This window comes from Paracoccus sp. UBA5162, from assembly GCF_002413585.1.
Taxonomy (GTDB): Bacteria; Pseudomonadota; Alphaproteobacteria; order Rhodobacterales; family Rhodobacteraceae; genus Paracoccus.
Window position 1 is genome coordinate 6,892 of sequence record NZ_DHXG01000078.1, and the last position, 14,345, is coordinate 21,236.

Sequence of the window (14,345 nt, forward strand, 5' to 3'; positions counted from 1 at the left end):
TGCTGGCGCAGATCGACGAATCCGCCAAGGGCGCGGACTCGGGCCGGCCCTCCGCGCAGGACGGCACTGGGCAGGATGGCGGCAAGGGTGCGAAGCAGGACGCCGGAGAGGATGCGAAACAGGTCGCCGGACAGGACGCGAAACAGGACAAGGCCGCCGTCAGGGCAAGCGCCGAAACCCCGGAGGAAAAGACAGAGATGAGCGGCAATTCGGTGGACGTGATGGTTCCCGCCCTTGGCGAAAGCGTGACCGAGGCGACGGTGGCCACCTGGTTCAAGAAGGTCGGCGATCAGGTCGCCGCCGACGAGATGCTGTGCGAACTGGAAACCGACAAGGTCTCGGTCGAGGTGCCCAGCCCCACAGCCGGCGTGCTGGCCGAGATCGTGGCCGAGGAAGGCGCGACCGTCGATGCCAAGGCCAGGCTGGCGGTGATCACCGAGGGTGCCGCGGGCGGCGGATCCGAAAGCAGCCCCGCCCCCGCCGCGCCCGAGGAAAAGGCCACCGATGCCGGCCCCGAGGAAATGACCCCGCGCGAGGATGTCGAGGACGCGCCCTCGGCCCGAAAGGCGATGGCCGAAAAGGGCGTCGGCCGCGGTCAGGTGACGGCCTCGGGCCGCGATGGCCGGGTGATGAAGGAAGACGTGGCCAGGGCCGGGTCCCCGGCCGCTGCCCCGGCGCCGAAAGCCGCGCCGCAATCCGCCCGCGCCCCGTCGGCGCCGCAGGATGCCGAACGCGAGGAACGGGTCAGGATGACCCGCCTGCGCCAGACCATCGCCCGGCGGCTGAAGGACGCGCAGAACAGCGCCGCCATGCTGACCACCTATAACGAGGCCGACATGTCGGCCATCATGGAACTGCGCGGCGAATACAAGGAGGCGTTCGAGAAGAAGCACAAGGTCAAGCTGGGCTTCATGTCCTTCTTCGTGAAAGCCTGCTGTCACGCGCTGCAAGAGGTGCCCGAGGTCAATGCCGAGATCGACGGCACCGATGTCGTCTACAAGCACTACGTCAACATGGGCGTCGCGGTGGGCACGCCCAACGGGCTGGTGGTGCCGGTGGTCAAGGATGCCGACCGCAAGGGCTTTGCCGAGATCGAGAAGGAGATCGGCGAATTGGGCACCAGGGCCCGCGACGGCAAGCTGACCATGGCCCAGATGCAGGGCGGCACCTTCACCATCTCGAATGGCGGCGTCTACGGCTCGCTGATGTCCTCGCCGATCCTGAACCCGCCGCAATCGGGCATTCTCGGAATGCACAAGATCCAGGATCGCCCGGTGGTCGTCGGCGGCCAGATCGTGATCCGCCCGATGATGTATCTGGCGCTGAGCTACGATCACCGGATCGTGGACGGCAAGGGCGCGGTCACGTTCCTCGTCCGGGTGAAAGAGGCGCTGGAGGATCCGCGCAGGCTGCTGATGGATCTGTGATTTGCGTCCCGGGATGCCAGGGCCACGGCCCGGAAGCGGCGGACAGGTCCGGCGGAGCCTTCCCGTTTCGGGCCTGACCCGGCGCGGGCGCTTCGCGTCCCGTCCGCGGCGGGTCGACGCCCCTTGCAGATTCGGAACAGGGGTCCGATCGGCCAGGGTGACGGCTGATCGGCCTGTGCATTCATGCACTGATGCACCTGAGATCCGTTGGAAACGCGCGCGGGCGCACGGAACGATCGGGGATCGTGCGTTGTCGGTGCACGCCCTGTGCACGCGCTGTGCCTGTCCGGTGGCCGTCCGGTGCCCCCCGAAAGCCAGCATTTGCTGGGCCGGACGCGGCAGGGCCCAATTCCGCCCCGCCGCGCAACGCGCGCAGCCGTTGCGCAACACCCGGGGCGCCGCGTGACCGGCCCCCGCCACTGGATCGGCGTCGTCAGCCGCGATCATGTCCGCAAGGGCGTCGCCGGCGGCTTCGCCATGCTGAACCACGGCAAGCTGGGTCCGCTGACCGCGCTGACGCCGGGCGACGGGCTGATCTGTTACTCGCCGAAAGCCTCCTATCCCGACGGGCCGCCGCTCAAGGCCTTCACCGCCATCGGCACGGTCCGGGACAGCCAGCCCTACAAGGCCGAAATGGCTCCGGGCCGGACCGGCTTTCGCCGCGATATCGACTGGTGGAAGGCAACCGAAACCCTTCTTGCGCCGTTGGGCGACAGGCTGGAATTTACCCGCAGCAACTGGGGCCTCGTGGCCCGGCGCGGGCTTTTCGAAATCAACGCCGCGGATTTCCAGACCATCCGCGACGCCATGACGACGGAGTGATCCCGATGCAGATGATCGCCCATTACACGGTCAAGTCCTATGCCGCCTTCAGGACCGCCTTTGATGCCGATGCCGAGGATCGTGGCAACAACAGCCTGAACTTGCTGCAACTTTGGCGTGAAAGCGACAGCAGCGCCTGGGCATTGTTCGATGTCGGCAACGCCAGGACGGCGCGCGAGTATCTGGACGGCGCGGCGGCGGTCTTCAACAGTCAGGGCGGCGTGACCGCGACCAGCTTCCACTTTGTCGAGACCGCCTGATGACAGCCGAATTGACCGTTCTCGCCCTTGCAGGTCTTTTGCAGGGCCTTCAGTTCGCGGCCTTTTCGGTGGCGGCGAATCGGCAGATCGGACCGCGGGTCGCGATGGGCACGCGCGACGTCAAACCCGAACTGACCGGAACGGCGGGCCGCCTTCAGCGCGCCCTGAACAATCATTTCGAGGGGCTCGTCCTGTTCACCCTTGCCGTGGTGGTGGTCACCGTACCGGGCCAGTCCAGCGGCCTCACCGCCACCAGCGCCTGGATCTACCTGCTGGCGCGCATCCTCTATGTGCCGGCCTACGTCTTCGGCTGGGTGCCCTGGCGCTCGGTCATCTGGGCGGTCGGCTTCGCGGCCAGCATGATCATGATCCTGGCGAGCCTTTTCTGATCGCCTGCCGGGCCATATATCTCGCGACGGCATCGCCGCAAACACTGAAAAAGGGAATACCACATGTACGACCTCATCGTCATCGGCGCCGGACCCGGCGGCTATGTCTGCGCCATCCGTGCCGCGCAACTGGGCCTGAAGGTCGCCTGCGTCGAGGGCCGCGAAACGCTGGGTGGCACATGCCTGAATGTGGGCTGCATCCCCTCCAAGGCGCTGCTTCACGCCAGCCACATGCTGCACGAGACGCATGAGAATTTCGACCGGATGGGCCTGACCGGCGCCAAGGTGAAGGTCGACTGGACCAAGATGCAGGGCTACAAGGCCGAAACCGTCGCGGGCAATACCAAGGGTATCGAATTCCTGTTCAAGAAGAACAAGATCGACTGGCTCAAGGGCTGGGCCAGCATTCCCGAGGCCGGCAAGGTGAAGATCGGCGACGAGGTCCACGAGACCAAGAACATCGTCATCGCCTCGGGTTCGGTCCCGGCCGCGCTGAAAGGGGTCGAGGTGGACAATGCCGGCGGCGTGATCGTCGATTCGACCGGCGCGCTGGCGCTGCCGAAGATACCGAAATCCATGGTCGTGATCGGGGCCGGGATCATCGGGCTGGAACTGGGTTCGGTCTATGCCCGCCTGGGCGCCAAGGTGACCTTCGTCGAATATCTCGACGCGATCGCGCCGGGCATGGATGGCGAGGTGCAAAAGCAGTTCCAGAAGATCCTGCTCAAGCAGGGCATGGACTTTGTTCTTGGCGCGGCGGTCAAGAGCGCCGAGATCGTTCAGGGCAAGGCGAAGGTCGTCTATGCGCTGAAAAAGGACGACAGCGAAAAGACGATCGAGGCCGATTGCGTCCTGGTCTCGACCGGGCGCCGCCCGCATGTCGAAGGGCTGGGACTTGACACGCTGGGCGTGGAGATGACCGATCGCGGCTTCGTCAAGGTGAATGACCGCTGGGCGACCAACATCAAGGGTCTCTACGCCATCGGCGATTGCGTCCCCGGCCTGATGCTGGCCCACAAGGCCGAGGACGAGGGCATTGCCACGGCCGAGGTGATCGCGGGCAAGCATGGTCACGTCAATTACGACGTGATCCCCGGCGTCATCTACACCACCCCCGAAGTCGCCAGCGTCGGGCTGACCGAAGAGGCCGCGAAGGATAGCGGGCGCAAGATCAAGATCGGCAAGTTCCCGTTTCTGGGCAACGCGCGTGCCAAGGCGATGCTGCAGGCCGACGGCTTCGTCAAGATGATCGCGGATGCGGAAACCGACCGCATTCTGGGCTGCCATATCGTCGGCCCGAACGCGGGCGAGATGATCCACGAGATCTGCGTGGCGATGGAATTCGGCGCCTCGGCCGAGGATGTGGCGCTGACATGCCACGCCCACCCGACCACGTCCGAGGCCGTCCGAGAGGCCGCCCTGGCCTGCGGCGACGGCGCGATCCATGCCTGACCGCCCGCGGCGCGCGCTGCCCCTGGTCGGGCGGCGCGCCATGGTGCTGGCCAGCCTGGCCCTGGCCGCCTGCGGCGGCGGAGGAACGGGCCGCACCGCCCCGGCAGGGCTGACCAGGACCGGCCTTTATCCGAACGAGACCCCCTATATCCGATCCCGCATCAATTTCTGGGCGCGCCATTACCGGGTCCCGGCCCAGATCGTTCAGCGTGTGGTGATTCGCGAATCCCGCCACCGCCCTACCGCGCGCAACGGTGCCTATTACGGTCTGATGCAGATCCGGTATCAGACGGCGCGAACCATGGGCTATCGCGGTCCGGCGGATGGGTTGCTGGATGCCGATACGAACCTGCGCTACGGCGTCAGATACCTTCGCGGCGCATGGCTGGTGGCCGGCGGCGATCCTGACGCGGCGATCATGTGGTATTCGCGCGGCTATTATGACGAAGCCAAACGCAAGGGACTGCTGAAAAAGACCGGTCTGCGGCGCTAGCAGGTGTCGTTAATATACTGTCGCGGTAATGTGAGTCATGCTAATACGCGGCCGCGACTTTCATCTGTTTTATCAATCGCGTGGGAAATCGCGGCTCGGCATTGCCGATAGAAACGCGGTTCGATCCGGTCTGCATGACCGCGCGACGGAACGCCGCCTCAGCGGGACGCGGCGGATGCGGCAGCCTTTTCGCCGCCAAACAGCCAGCCCCAGATAAGGGAATTCTGTGGCTGCATCTGTTTGCGGGTCGATTGTTCGGCCGCGATCATCAGCCGCATCACGGCAGCCCCCAGATGGGGGTCGCATTCCCGTGCAACCAGATCCGCAACCTGCTGACGCGCCTCGCCGAGATCGTCGAGCGCCAGGCGCATTTCGACAATGAGATCATCGGGAATCTGCGCCATGAATATCTCTCTGCTTCACGCGGTTCCCGGTCAGTTTACCCAAGGTCAGCATGATTTGCACAAAGAAAATTGCTTTTCGGCGCGCGATCGGCGTGTTTTCCTCGCGAAAATGATAGCCGAGGACGATTTTATAATGGTTTCAGGCAAATCAGGCGACGCGGGTTTCCGGAAACCAGGAACAGATCCGGTTCGGGGCCGAGACCTCAGGCGTTGAACAGGAAATGCAGCACATCGCCGTCCCGGACCTCGTATGTCTTGCCCTCGACGCGCAGCTTTCCGGACTCGCGCGCGCCCGCCTCGCCGTTGCCGGCGACATAATCTTCATAGCCGACGGTTTCGGCGCGGATGAAGCCCTTTTCGAAATCGCCGTGAATTTCGCCCGCCGCCTGCGGGGCCAGCGTGCCGCGGCGGATGGTCCAGGCACGCGCCTCTTTCGGGCCGACGGTGAAATAGGTCTGAAGACCCAGCAATGCGTATCCCGCGCGGATCAGCCGGTCCAGGCCGGCCTCTGCCAGACCCATCTCGGACAGGAACATTTGCTGTTCTTCCGGTTCAAGCTGGCTAATTTCCTCTTCGATCCGGGCCGAGATCACCACATGGCCCATCCCCTGCGCCTCGGCCATCCGCGCCACCCGCGCCGACTGGCTGTTGCCGCCGGCCGCGCTGGCCTCATCGACATTGCAGACGAACAGCACCGGCTTCGCGGTCAGAAGTTGCAGCATGGACCAGGCCTTGCGGTCGTCCTCGGCAACCTCGACGCTGCGCGCGGGCCGGCCGGCCTCCAGAGCCTCGAGCGCGCGTTGCAGCAGCACCTGCTGCTGTAACGCCTCCTTGTCGCCGCCCTTCAGCTTGCGGGCCAGATTGGTCAGCCGCCGCTCGATGGATTCCATGTCGGCGATCATCAATTCGGTCTCGATCACCTCGGCATCGGCGATGGGATCGACGCGGCCTTCCACATGGGTGACATCGCGATCCTCGAAACAGCGCAGCACATGCGCGATGGCGTCCACCTCGCGGATATTGGCCAGGAACTGATTGCCCAGCCCTTCGCCCTTGCTGGCGCCCTTCACCAGGCCCGCGATATCGACGAAGGTGATCCGCGTGGGGATGATCTGCTTGCTGTGGGCGATCGCCGCCAGCCGGTCCAGCCTCGGGTCTGGCACCGCGACCTCGCCCACGTTGGGCTCGATCGTGCAGAAGGGAAAATTCGCGGCCTGCGCGGCGGCGGTTCTGGTCAGGGCGTTGAACAGCGTGGACTTGCCCACATTCGGCAGCCCGACGATCCCCATGCGAAAGCCCATTGCGACATCCCTTGCTGATTTCGGCGTCCTCATAGGCGGATGGGGGCCGCAAGTCCAGCCTCGCGCGGATTGCGAAAGCCGTGCGGTCGGGCTAGTGCTGGGCGCCGGGACGAACGGGGACGGACATGACCAGGATCGACGCACGGTTTCAGGCGCTGAGGGCCGACAAGAAGAAGGCCTTCGTGGCCTACATGATGGCATCGGACCCCGACGACGCGACGGCGCTCAAGATCATGCGCGGCCTGCCCGGCGCGGGCGTGGACGTGATCGAACTGGGGATGCCCTTCACCGATCCGATGGCCGACGGGCCGATCATCCAGGCGGCGGGCCAGCGGGCGCTGGCCCAGGGCGGCAGCGTCAGCCGCACGCTGGCGATGCTGCGCGCATTCCGCAAGGAGGATGATGAAACGCCGGTCGTGCTGATGGGCTACTATAATCCGATCTATGCCCGTCCCGGCGGCGTCGAGGGCTTTCTGGCCGAGGCGTCCGAGGCCGGCGTGGATGGCCTGATCATCGTCGATCTGCCGCCCGAGGAAGATGACGAACTCTGCATCCCCGCCGCGAAAGCCGGACTGAACTTCATCCGCCTTGCCACGCCCACGACCGATGACCGCCGCCTTCCCGCCGTGGTCAGGAACACGTCGGGCTTCGTCTATTACGTCAGCGTTACCGGCATCACCGGCGGCCCGGCCGCCGACGCCGCCGAGGTCGCACCGGAAGTTGCCCGGATCCAGAAAGCGGCGAACCTGCCGGTGGTGGTGGGCTTTGGCATTTCGACGCCCGAGGCCGCCGAAAGCGTCGCCTCGGTCGCGGATGGCTGCGTCGTCGGCAGCGCCATCGTGAAGATGATCGGCGCGGGACGCCCGGTGCCCGAGATCCTGCAATTCGTGGCCGATCTGGCGGCCGGGGCGCATCGCGGCTGATGGACCCGCCGGCCCAGGATTGCGCCTTCGATCATGTCGCCATCGCCACCCGCGATCTGGACGAGGGCGCGGAATGGCTGCGGGCCAGGCTGGGCGTGGCGCCGGAACCGGGCGGGAAACATCCGCAGATGGGCACACAGAACCGATTGCTGTCGCTGGGACCGGGCGAATATCTGGAACTGATCGCCATCGACCCCGCGGCCCCCGCGCCGGACCGACCGCGCTGGTTCGGGCTGGACGGGTTCGACGGGCCACCCAGGGTCGCAGGCTGGGTCATCCGTCAAAGCCGGCTGACCGCGCCACGGGGCACCACGATCCTTGCGGCCAGTCGCGGAGGGCTGCGCTGGCGGATCACGGTTCCCGATGGCGGGCAGATGCCGCATGACGGTGCCGCGCCGATGCGGATCGACTGGGGCGGCGGGCCGCATCCCTCGGATACCCTTCCCGATCACGGTATCAGGCTGGCGCGGCTTTCTCTGCCGATTGACTTGCCTGTCGCCGATCCGCGCCTGTCGCGCGGCCCCTTCTCCCTGCGCCTCGCCACGCCCCAGGGCGAGGTCAGGCTGTGATCACGCTGCGCGAGGCACGCGGCGAGGATGCGCCGGCCATAGGCGCCCTGTGGAACCCCCTGATCCGCGACACCGATGTCACCTTCTGGCCGGCCGAACGCAGCGAGGCAGATATCGCCGCCCATATCGCCGAACGGCAGGCCGCCGGTCATCCCTTCCTGCTGGCCGAGGAAGATGGGGCGCTGCTGGGCTATGCCAGCTATGGCCAGTTTCGCGGCGGGCCGGGCTATGCGCGCAGCATGGAACATTCGGTCAACCTGGCTGCCGCCGCGCGCGGTCGCGGCATCGGGCGGATGCTGATGCAGGCGATCGAGGATCACGCCCGCGCTTGCGGTCATCGGCTGATGATCGGCGCGATCACGGCCACGAACAGCGGTTCGCTGCGTTTCCACGCGCGGCTGGGCTATACCGAATGGGGCCGTATTCCGGCTGCGGGCTGGAAATTCGGCCGCTATCACGACCTGGTTTTGATGGGCAAGGATCTGGGCGGGTAACGTTTCCTTCACCTCTGCCCCCTACCCTCGCGGCGCGATCCCGGATAATCTGAGTGGCATGGATACTCGCGCCGATCACCCGACCTGTCCCGACCTGCCGAAGCCGCGCAGCTTCTGGCAGCGCATAGGCGACCGGCTGGCGGCATTGCTGGGCAGCCCGCGCGCCGTGGCGCCGGAACGATCGGTCGCCTTTACCATCGGCGTGATCGCACTCGGCGCCAAGCTGGCCAAGGCCGACGGCACCGTCGCCCGATCCGAGGTGACGGCCTTCCGCCGTGTCTTCATCATACCGCGCGCCGAGGAAAAGAACGCCGCCCGCGTCTTCGACCTGGCGCGGCAGGACGTGGCCGGCTTCGACGCCTGGGCGCGGCGCATCGCCGCGATGTTCGCGCCCGGCGATCCGGTCCTGGCCGACGTGATCGAGGGATTGTGCATCATCGCCGTCGCCGATGGCGAGATGCACGAATCCGAGATCGCCTTCATCGACGAGGTCGGCCGCATCTTCGGCCTGACGCCCGCCCGCATCGCCACGATCCGCGCAAGCCACGATCCGAAGGCTGGCTGTCCGCCCTGCGAAATCCTGGGCGTGACCCCGGATACCCCGCTGCCCGAAGCCCGCAAACGCTGGCGCAGCCTGATCCGCGAGGCTCATCCCGACCGTGCCATCGCCCGCGGCCTGCCCCCCGAGGCCGTGCGCATGGCCGAGGCCCGGACCCGGCGGCTGAACGAGGCCTGGGAAAAGTTCCGCGCCATGCATGATGCGCCGCCGCCCAACGCCGCGTGAGGCGGTTGTAGCCCCCCTGCACCGAGGCTAGAGTGGCGCTCCAGAAGCGGGTGGCGGATGACCGAGACGAAGCAGGCATATCAGGTTCTGGCCCGGAAATACCGGCCGGAAACCTTCGCGGATCTGGTCGGTCAGGACGCGATGGTGCGCACGCTGAGGAACGCCTTTGCCGCCGACCGGATCGCGCAGGCCTTCATCATGACGGGCATTCGCGGGACCGGCAAGACCACCACCGCCCGGATCATCGCCAAGGGCATGAACTGCATCGGCCCCGACAGCGCAGGCGGCCCGACGACCGAGCCTTGTGGCGTCTGCGAACATTGCGTGGCGATCAGCGAGGGGCGCCATGTCGATGTCATGGAAATGGATGCGGCATCGCGGACGGGCGTGGGCGACATCCGCGAGATCATCGAATCCGTTCACTATCGCGCGGCCTCGGCGCGCTACAAGATCTATATCATCGACGAGGTGCACATGCTGTCGACCAGCGCGTTCAATGCGCTGCTGAAGACGCTGGAGGAACCGCCCCCGCATGTGAAGTTCATCTTCGCCACCACCGAAATCCGCAAGGTGCCCGTCACGGTTCTGTCGCGCTGCCAGCGGTTCGATCTGCGTCGCATCGAACCCGAGGTGATGATCGGTCTCCTGCGCCGGATCGCGGGATCCGAAAACGCCCAGATCACCGATGAGGCGCTGGCGCTGATCACGCGGGCGGCCGAGGGCAGCGCGCGCGATGCGACCAGCCTGCTGGACCAGGCGATCAGCCACGGCGCCGGCGAGACGGGGGCGGATCAGGTCCGTGCCATGCTGGGCCTGGCCGATCGGGGCCGGGTCATCGACCTGTTCGAGATGATCCTGCGCGGCGATGCGGCCGCCGCCCTGACCGAATTGCAGTCGCAATATGCGGGCGGCGCCGATCCGGTGGCGGTTCTGCGCGATCTGGCCGAGATCACGCATTGGATTTCGGTCGTCAAGATCACGCCCGAAGCGATCGAGGATCCGACCATTTCCCCGGATGAACGCACGCGCGGCAAGGATCTGGCCGACCGGTTGGCGATGCGGGTCCTGACGCGGCTGTGGCAGATGTTGTTGAAATCGCTGGACGAGGTCTCGGCGGCGCCCAATGCGATGATGGCGGCCGAAATGGCGATCATCCGGTTGACCCATGTGGCCGATCTGCCCGACCCCGAGGCGCTGATCCGCAAGGTCCAGCAATCGGCGGCGGCGGGCGATTTCGCGCGCCAGGCCGCGCCCGCCGGGACCGATCAGCAGGCGCCGCGCGCGGCGGCCCGCCCGGCCCCTGCCATCGGCGTCGGGGCCGGCGGGACTGCGGCGGCTCTTGCGGTTTCGCCCCAGGCCTTTGCCGCCTTTCCCGATTTTGCCTCGGTGCTTGATCTGATCCGCCGCATGGGTGACATGCTGCTGCTGGTGCAGGTTGAAAATCACGTCGGGCTGGTCCGTTACAGCCCCGGCCGGATCGAATTCGAGCCGCGTGGCAACGGCCCCGCCGATCTGGCGCAAAGGCTTGGCGAACGCCTGCGCGGCTGGTGCGGCGGGCAGCGTTGGGCAGTCAGCGTCGTCGGCAGTGGCGGTGCGCCCACCATCGCAGAAACCCGCGCGGCCGAATTGGAGGCGGCACGCAAGCGGGCGTTGGAATTGCCGATCGTGCAGCAAGTGATGGCAACCTTTCCCGGCGCCAGACTGAAAACGGTCACGAAGATCGCTCGGCCGCCCGAGGACGCGGCGGAAATCGCGGCCGAGGGTGCGGCGAACCCGCATGAAATCACAGATGGTCCCGTCGCCGAAGTCGATGAATGGGACCCGTTCGAGGATGAGGATTGAGACGATGATGAAAGGTCTGGGCGGTTTGGGCGACATGTCCAAGATGATGAAGGCCGCCAAGGAAATGCAGGACAGGATGCAGAAGATGCAGGATGATCTTGCATCGGTGACGGTGACCGGCGAATCCGGCGCCGGGCTGGTCAGGGCGACCGCCACCGCCAGGGGCGAATTGACCGCGCTGGAGATCGATCCCTCGATCTTCCAGCCCAGCGAGAAAGAAGTGGTCGAGGATCTGATCCTCGCCGCGATCAAGGATGCGCAGAAGCGGGCGCAGGACAGGATGCAGTCGGAAATGTCGCGCATGACCTCGGAACTGGGCTTGCCGCCGGACATGAAGCTTCCGTTCTAGGCCCCTGTCAGAAATGGCCGAGGGCAGCGACGACATTCAGGCTCTGGTGGCGCTGATGGCGCGGCTGCCGGGGCTGGGTCCGCGTTCTGCGCGGCGCATCGTTCTGGCGCTGATCCGCAAGCGCAGCGGCCAGATGGTGCAGCTTTCCCAGCTTCTGGACAGGGTCGCGGTCAATTCGCGCGAATGTCTGACCTGCGGCAACATCACCGATCGCGACGAATGCGCGATCTGTGCCGATCCGCGCCGCGCCAATGGCGAAATCTGCGTCGTCGAGGACGTGGCCGATCTGTGGGCGCTGGAACGGGGGCGCGTCTTTGGCGGCCGCTATCATGTCCTGGGCGGCACGATGTCGGCGCTGGACGAGGTTGGCCCCGAGGATCTGGGGATCCCCACCCTGGTGGATCGTGTCTGCCGCGATGGCGTGACCGAGGTGATCCTGGCGCTGAACGCCACCGTCGATGGCCAGACCACCGCCCATTACATCGCCGAGGCGCTGGCGGGCAGCGGTGTCGTCGTGACCGGCCTTGCCCAGGGCGTTCCCATCGGCGGAGAGCTGGATTATCTGGACGACGGCACGATCAGCGCTGCGCTGCGGGCAAGACGAAGGCTTTAGAATTCGCAATCCCTTGCGGCAGGGCGGGCGGGCGCTATGCTGCCGCCCTCATCGAACAAGGGGTGCGTGGTGAAGGTCGATCTGGTCATCTTCGATTGCGACGGTGTCATTGCCGACAGCGAAATCCTTTCGGCCGAGGTGCTCATCGAACAACTCGCCGCCGAAGGGCTTGCGCTGAGCGCCGAGGATGTGCGCCGCGATTTCCTGGGGCGCAGCTTTCCCACCGTGGCCGAAACCATACGCCGCCGCCATGACCGCGCCTTGCCGCCCGGTTTCGAGGCCGACTACCGCAGCCGCCTGCTGTCCCGGTTCGAGACCGAGCTACGCCCGACGCCGGGGTTCGCGCGCATGATCGAGGCCCTGGACCGGCCGGTCTGCGTGGCCACCTCCTCAAGCAGGCCGCGGGTGAATAAGACACTTGAAATCCTTGGTTTGACAGCGTTTTTCAACGCCGATGTCTTTACCGCAAGCCAGGTCGAACGCGGCAAGCCGGCGCCTGATCTGTTCCTGTTCGCGGCCCGCCGAATGGGCGTCCCGCCCCCGGCCTGCCTGGTGGTCGAGGACAGCGCGCCGGGCCTTCAGGCGGCGGCTGCGGCGGGGATGCCGCATCTGCATTATACCGGCGGAAGCCATCTGTCGGGCGCCGGCCCCGGCGATGGCCCGACCGAAAGCTTTGACAACTGGGCCGATTTCGCGCACCTCTTGATGAGGCTGGAGGAGGGACAGGCCAGGCCATGACCCATGGACGCTTCACCCCCGAGGCGACGCGCCTGGACGATGCGGCACGCGCCGGCTGGCTGTATTACGTGGCCGGCAACACGCAGGACGAGATCGCGCGCAAGCTGGGCGTCAGCCGCCAATCGGCGCAACGCCTTGTGGCAATGGCGGTGGCCGAACGGCTGGTCAAGGTGCGCCTGGATCATCCGATCGGTCGCTGCATGGACCTTGCCTATGAGATGAAACACCGTTTCGGGCTGAAAAGCTGCGAGGTGGTGCCCTCGGACCCCGAAGCGCCCGATCTGCTGACCGGCATAGCCATCTCGGCGGCGGCCGAGCTTGAGCGGGTGCTGAAATCGTCCGAACGCCGGGTTGTCAGCCTCGGGACCGGGCGGGCGCTGAAAGCGACGGTCGAGCAATTGCCGCGCATGTCCTGCCCGCAGCACGTCGTCGTCTCGCGTCTGGGCAACATGATGCAGGACGGATCCGCCTCGCCCTATAACGCGACGATCCGTCTGGCCGAAAGGATCGGCGCAGCCCATTACCCCTATCCGCTGCCGGTTCTGGCCCGCAGCGCCACGGAACTGGCTGCGATGCGCGAACAAGAGGCAGTCCGCAACACCCTGCGTCAATGCGAAGAGGCGGACCTGTCTCTGGTCGGGATCGGACAGATGGACACCAGCGCACCGCTGTTTGTGGATGGATTCGCCAGTGCCGCCGAAATGGAGGATCTGAAATCCGCCGGTGCCGTGGGCGAGATCACCAGTTGGGTCTATGACCGGGCAGGCAAGGTGATCGATTGCGATTTCAACGCCCGCGTGGCCTCGGCCCCGCTGCCACGCGCCGCCGATCGCCCGGTGATCGCGGTGGCCACAGGCGAGGCCAAGCTGCCCGCGATTCGCGCCGCCCTGACCGGGCATCTGATCAACGGTCTGATCACCTCGGAAGCCACTGCAGAGCGACTACTGACATGATCGGAACCGAGAAAATCCATTCATATCGGCCATTTGCACGGGAAGACCGGACCTTGCCTGCAAATGTATTGACAGAATCGGGCAGGAAGATGAATATTTGCCCACCGGTAGAGCAAATGCCCAACCGCCAAGGGAGGAACTACATGAAGACGACCATCCGCGCCCTGCTGGGCGCTTCCGCGCTTTGCGCCGTGGGCGGCATTGCCGCGGCGCAGGAAACCACGCTGACCATCGCCACCGTCAATAACGGCGACATGATCCGGATGCAGGGTCTGACCAGCGACTTCACCGAGAAGAACCCCGACATCAAGCTTGAATGGGTGACACTGGAAGAGAACATCCTGCGCGAGCGCGTAACCACCGACATCGCCACGCAGGGCGGCCAGTATGACGTGCTGACCATCGGCACCTACGAGGTTCCGATCTGGGCCAAGCAACAATGGCTGGTGCCGCTGGACGATCTGGGCGCCGATTACGACGCCGGCGACCTGCTGCCCGCCGTCCGCGAGGCGCTGTCGGTCGATGGCACGCT

At 66.0% G+C, this 14,345-nt stretch carries 18 protein-coding genes; 16 read left to right on the forward strand and 2 right to left on the reverse strand.

Translation table 11 applies throughout. The features are described 5' to 3' along the window. The first annotated feature begins 197 nt into the window (after window positions 1–197). The 6 genes from odhB (at window position 198) to B4A72_RS12775 (ending at window position 4,843) form a co-directional block, all read left to right on the forward strand. Window positions 198–1,427 (forward strand): 2-oxoglutarate dehydrogenase complex dihydrolipoyllysine-residue succinyltransferase, encoded by a 1,230-nt coding sequence (gene odhB / locus B4A72_RS12750; protein ID WP_292978781.1) that lies wholly within the window; start codon window positions 198–200, stop codon window positions 1,425–1,427. Window positions 1,428–1,829: 402 nt separating this feature from the next. After that, a complete protein-coding gene (locus tag B4A72_RS12755) occupies window positions 1,830–2,249 on the forward strand; it encodes an EVE domain-containing protein (protein ID WP_292952419.1) in 420 nt (139 codons plus the stop codon). Window positions 2,250–2,254: 5 nt separating this feature from the next. Next, window positions 2,255–2,509 (forward strand): hypothetical protein, encoded by a 255-nt coding sequence (locus tag B4A72_RS12760; RefSeq protein WP_292952416.1) that lies wholly within the window; start codon window positions 2,255–2,257, stop codon window positions 2,507–2,509. Continuing rightward, complete coding sequence (locus tag B4A72_RS12765) at window positions 2,509–2,898, forward strand: MAPEG family protein (protein ID WP_292952413.1); 390 nt, start codon at window positions 2,509–2,511, stop codon at window positions 2,896–2,898. Before B4A72_RS12760 ends, B4A72_RS12765 begins: the two co-directional genes overlap by 1 nt. Window positions 2,899–2,961: 63 nt before the next feature. After that, window positions 2,962–4,350, forward strand: a complete 1,389-nt coding sequence (lpdA, locus tag B4A72_RS12770) for a dihydrolipoyl dehydrogenase (RefSeq protein WP_292952410.1) — start codon at window positions 2,962–2,964, stop codon at window positions 4,348–4,350. Beyond that, window positions 4,343–4,843 (forward strand): lytic transglycosylase domain-containing protein, encoded by a 501-nt coding sequence (locus tag B4A72_RS12775; protein WP_292952407.1) that lies wholly within the window; start codon window positions 4,343–4,345, stop codon window positions 4,841–4,843. Before lpdA ends, B4A72_RS12775 begins: the two co-directional genes overlap by 8 nt. Before the next feature lie 158 nt (window positions 4,844–5,001). Here B4A72_RS12775 and B4A72_RS12780 read toward each other — a convergent pair whose 3' ends face one another. Then, a complete protein-coding gene (locus B4A72_RS12780) occupies window positions 5,002–5,247 on the reverse strand; it encodes a hypothetical protein (protein WP_292952404.1) in 246 nt (81 codons plus the stop codon). Between the two features lie 203 nt (window positions 5,248–5,450). After that, window positions 5,451–6,548 (reverse strand): redox-regulated ATPase YchF, encoded by a 1,098-nt coding sequence (gene ychF / locus B4A72_RS12785; RefSeq protein ID WP_292952401.1) that lies wholly within the window; start codon window positions 6,546–6,548, stop codon window positions 5,451–5,453. Window positions 6,549–6,673: 125 nt separating this feature from the next. Here ychF and trpA point away from each other — a divergent pair, with 125 nt between their 5' ends. From trpA to B4A72_RS12835, 10 genes are all read left to right on the forward strand, one after another. After that, the gene (trpA, locus tag B4A72_RS12790) at window positions 6,674–7,471 is read left to right on the forward strand and encodes a tryptophan synthase subunit alpha (protein WP_292952398.1); all 798 of its coding nucleotides are present in this window, start codon (window positions 6,674–6,676) and stop codon (window positions 7,469–7,471) included. Further along, window positions 7,471–8,040: a VOC family protein gene (locus B4A72_RS12795; RefSeq protein WP_292952395.1), complete on the forward strand. Its 570-nt coding sequence runs from the start codon at window positions 7,471–7,473 to the stop codon at window positions 8,038–8,040. The genes trpA and B4A72_RS12795 overlap by 1 nt, the downstream gene beginning before the upstream one ends. Further along, window positions 8,037–8,534 carry an N-acetyltransferase family protein gene (locus B4A72_RS12800; protein WP_348670805.1) on the forward strand — a complete coding sequence of 166 codons (498 nt, stop codon included), beginning with the start codon at window positions 8,037–8,039 and terminating at the stop codon, window positions 8,532–8,534. Before B4A72_RS12795 ends, B4A72_RS12800 begins: the two co-directional genes overlap by 4 nt. Window positions 8,535–8,592: 58 nt before the next feature. Next, complete coding sequence (locus B4A72_RS12805) at window positions 8,593–9,318, forward strand: molecular chaperone DjiA (RefSeq protein ID WP_292952392.1); 726 nt, start codon at window positions 8,593–8,595, stop codon at window positions 9,316–9,318. A gap of 57 nt (window positions 9,319–9,375) precedes the next feature. Continuing rightward, window positions 9,376–11,160, forward strand: a complete 1,785-nt coding sequence (locus B4A72_RS12810; RefSeq protein WP_292952389.1) for a DNA polymerase III subunit gamma/tau — start codon at window positions 9,376–9,378, stop codon at window positions 11,158–11,160. Between the two features lie 4 nt (window positions 11,161–11,164). Then, on the forward strand, window positions 11,165–11,509 hold the full coding sequence (locus tag B4A72_RS12815; protein WP_292952386.1) for a YbaB/EbfC family nucleoid-associated protein: 345 nt from the start codon (window positions 11,165–11,167) through the stop codon (window positions 11,507–11,509). Window positions 11,510–11,522: 13 nt separating this feature from the next. Then, on the forward strand, window positions 11,523–12,122 hold the full coding sequence (gene recR, locus B4A72_RS12820; RefSeq protein ID WP_292952383.1) for a recombination mediator RecR: 600 nt from the start codon (window positions 11,523–11,525) through the stop codon (window positions 12,120–12,122). A 36-nt stretch (window positions 12,123–12,158) separates the two neighbouring features. Beyond that, a complete protein-coding gene (locus B4A72_RS12825; protein WP_292952380.1) occupies window positions 12,159–12,860 on the forward strand; it encodes an HAD family hydrolase in 702 nt (233 codons plus the stop codon). Further along, entirely contained in the window at window positions 12,857–13,813 is a 957-nt protein-coding gene (locus B4A72_RS12830) for a sugar-binding transcriptional regulator (protein ID WP_292952377.1), read from the forward strand. The genes B4A72_RS12825 and B4A72_RS12830 overlap by 4 nt, the downstream gene beginning before the upstream one ends. Before the next feature lie 143 nt (window positions 13,814–13,956). Then, window positions 13,957–14,345: ABC transporter substrate-binding protein (locus B4A72_RS12835; RefSeq protein ID WP_292978757.1), on the forward strand; the 389-nt coding region annotated here is incomplete at its 3' end.

Coding starts and splice junctions, on each gene's coding strand:
- B4A72_RS12825 (WP_292952380.1), top strand. CDS start 12,159: ATGCTGCCGCCCTCATCGAACAAGGGGTGCGTGGTGAAGGTCGATCTG.
- recR (WP_292952383.1), top strand. CDS start 11,523: ATGGCCGAGGGCAGCGACGACATTCAGGCTCTGGTGGCGCTGATGGCG.
- B4A72_RS12775 (WP_292952407.1), top strand. CDS start 4,343: ATGCCTGACCGCCCGCGGCGCGCGCTGCCCCTGGTCGGGCGGCGCGCC.
- trpA (WP_292952398.1), top strand. CDS start 6,674: ATGACCAGGATCGACGCACGGTTTCAGGCGCTGAGGGCCGACAAGAAG.
- B4A72_RS12780 (WP_292952404.1), bottom strand. CDS start 5,247: ATGGCGCAGATTCCCGATGATCTCATTGTCGAAATGCGCCTGGCGCTC.
- ychF (WP_292952401.1), bottom strand. CDS start 6,548: ATGGGCTTTCGCATGGGGATCGTCGGGCTGCCGAATGTGGGCAAGTCC.
- B4A72_RS12795 (WP_292952395.1), top strand. CDS start 7,471: ATGGACCCGCCGGCCCAGGATTGCGCCTTCGATCATGTCGCCATCGCC.
- B4A72_RS12765 (WP_292952413.1), top strand. CDS start 2,509: ATGACAGCCGAATTGACCGTTCTCGCCCTTGCAGGTCTTTTGCAGGGC.
- lpdA (WP_292952410.1), top strand. CDS start 2,962: ATGTACGACCTCATCGTCATCGGCGCCGGACCCGGCGGCTATGTCTGC.
- B4A72_RS12810 (WP_292952389.1), top strand. CDS start 9,376: ATGACCGAGACGAAGCAGGCATATCAGGTTCTGGCCCGGAAATACCGG.
- B4A72_RS12815 (WP_292952386.1), top strand. CDS start 11,165: ATGATGAAAGGTCTGGGCGGTTTGGGCGACATGTCCAAGATGATGAAG.
- odhB (WP_292978781.1), top strand. CDS start 198: ATGAGCGGCAATTCGGTGGACGTGATGGTTCCCGCCCTTGGCGAAAGC.
- B4A72_RS12830 (WP_292952377.1), top strand. CDS start 12,857: ATGACCCATGGACGCTTCACCCCCGAGGCGACGCGCCTGGACGATGCG.
- B4A72_RS12760 (WP_292952416.1), top strand. CDS start 2,255: ATGCAGATGATCGCCCATTACACGGTCAAGTCCTATGCCGCCTTCAGG.
- B4A72_RS12805 (WP_292952392.1), top strand. CDS start 8,593: ATGGATACTCGCGCCGATCACCCGACCTGTCCCGACCTGCCGAAGCCG.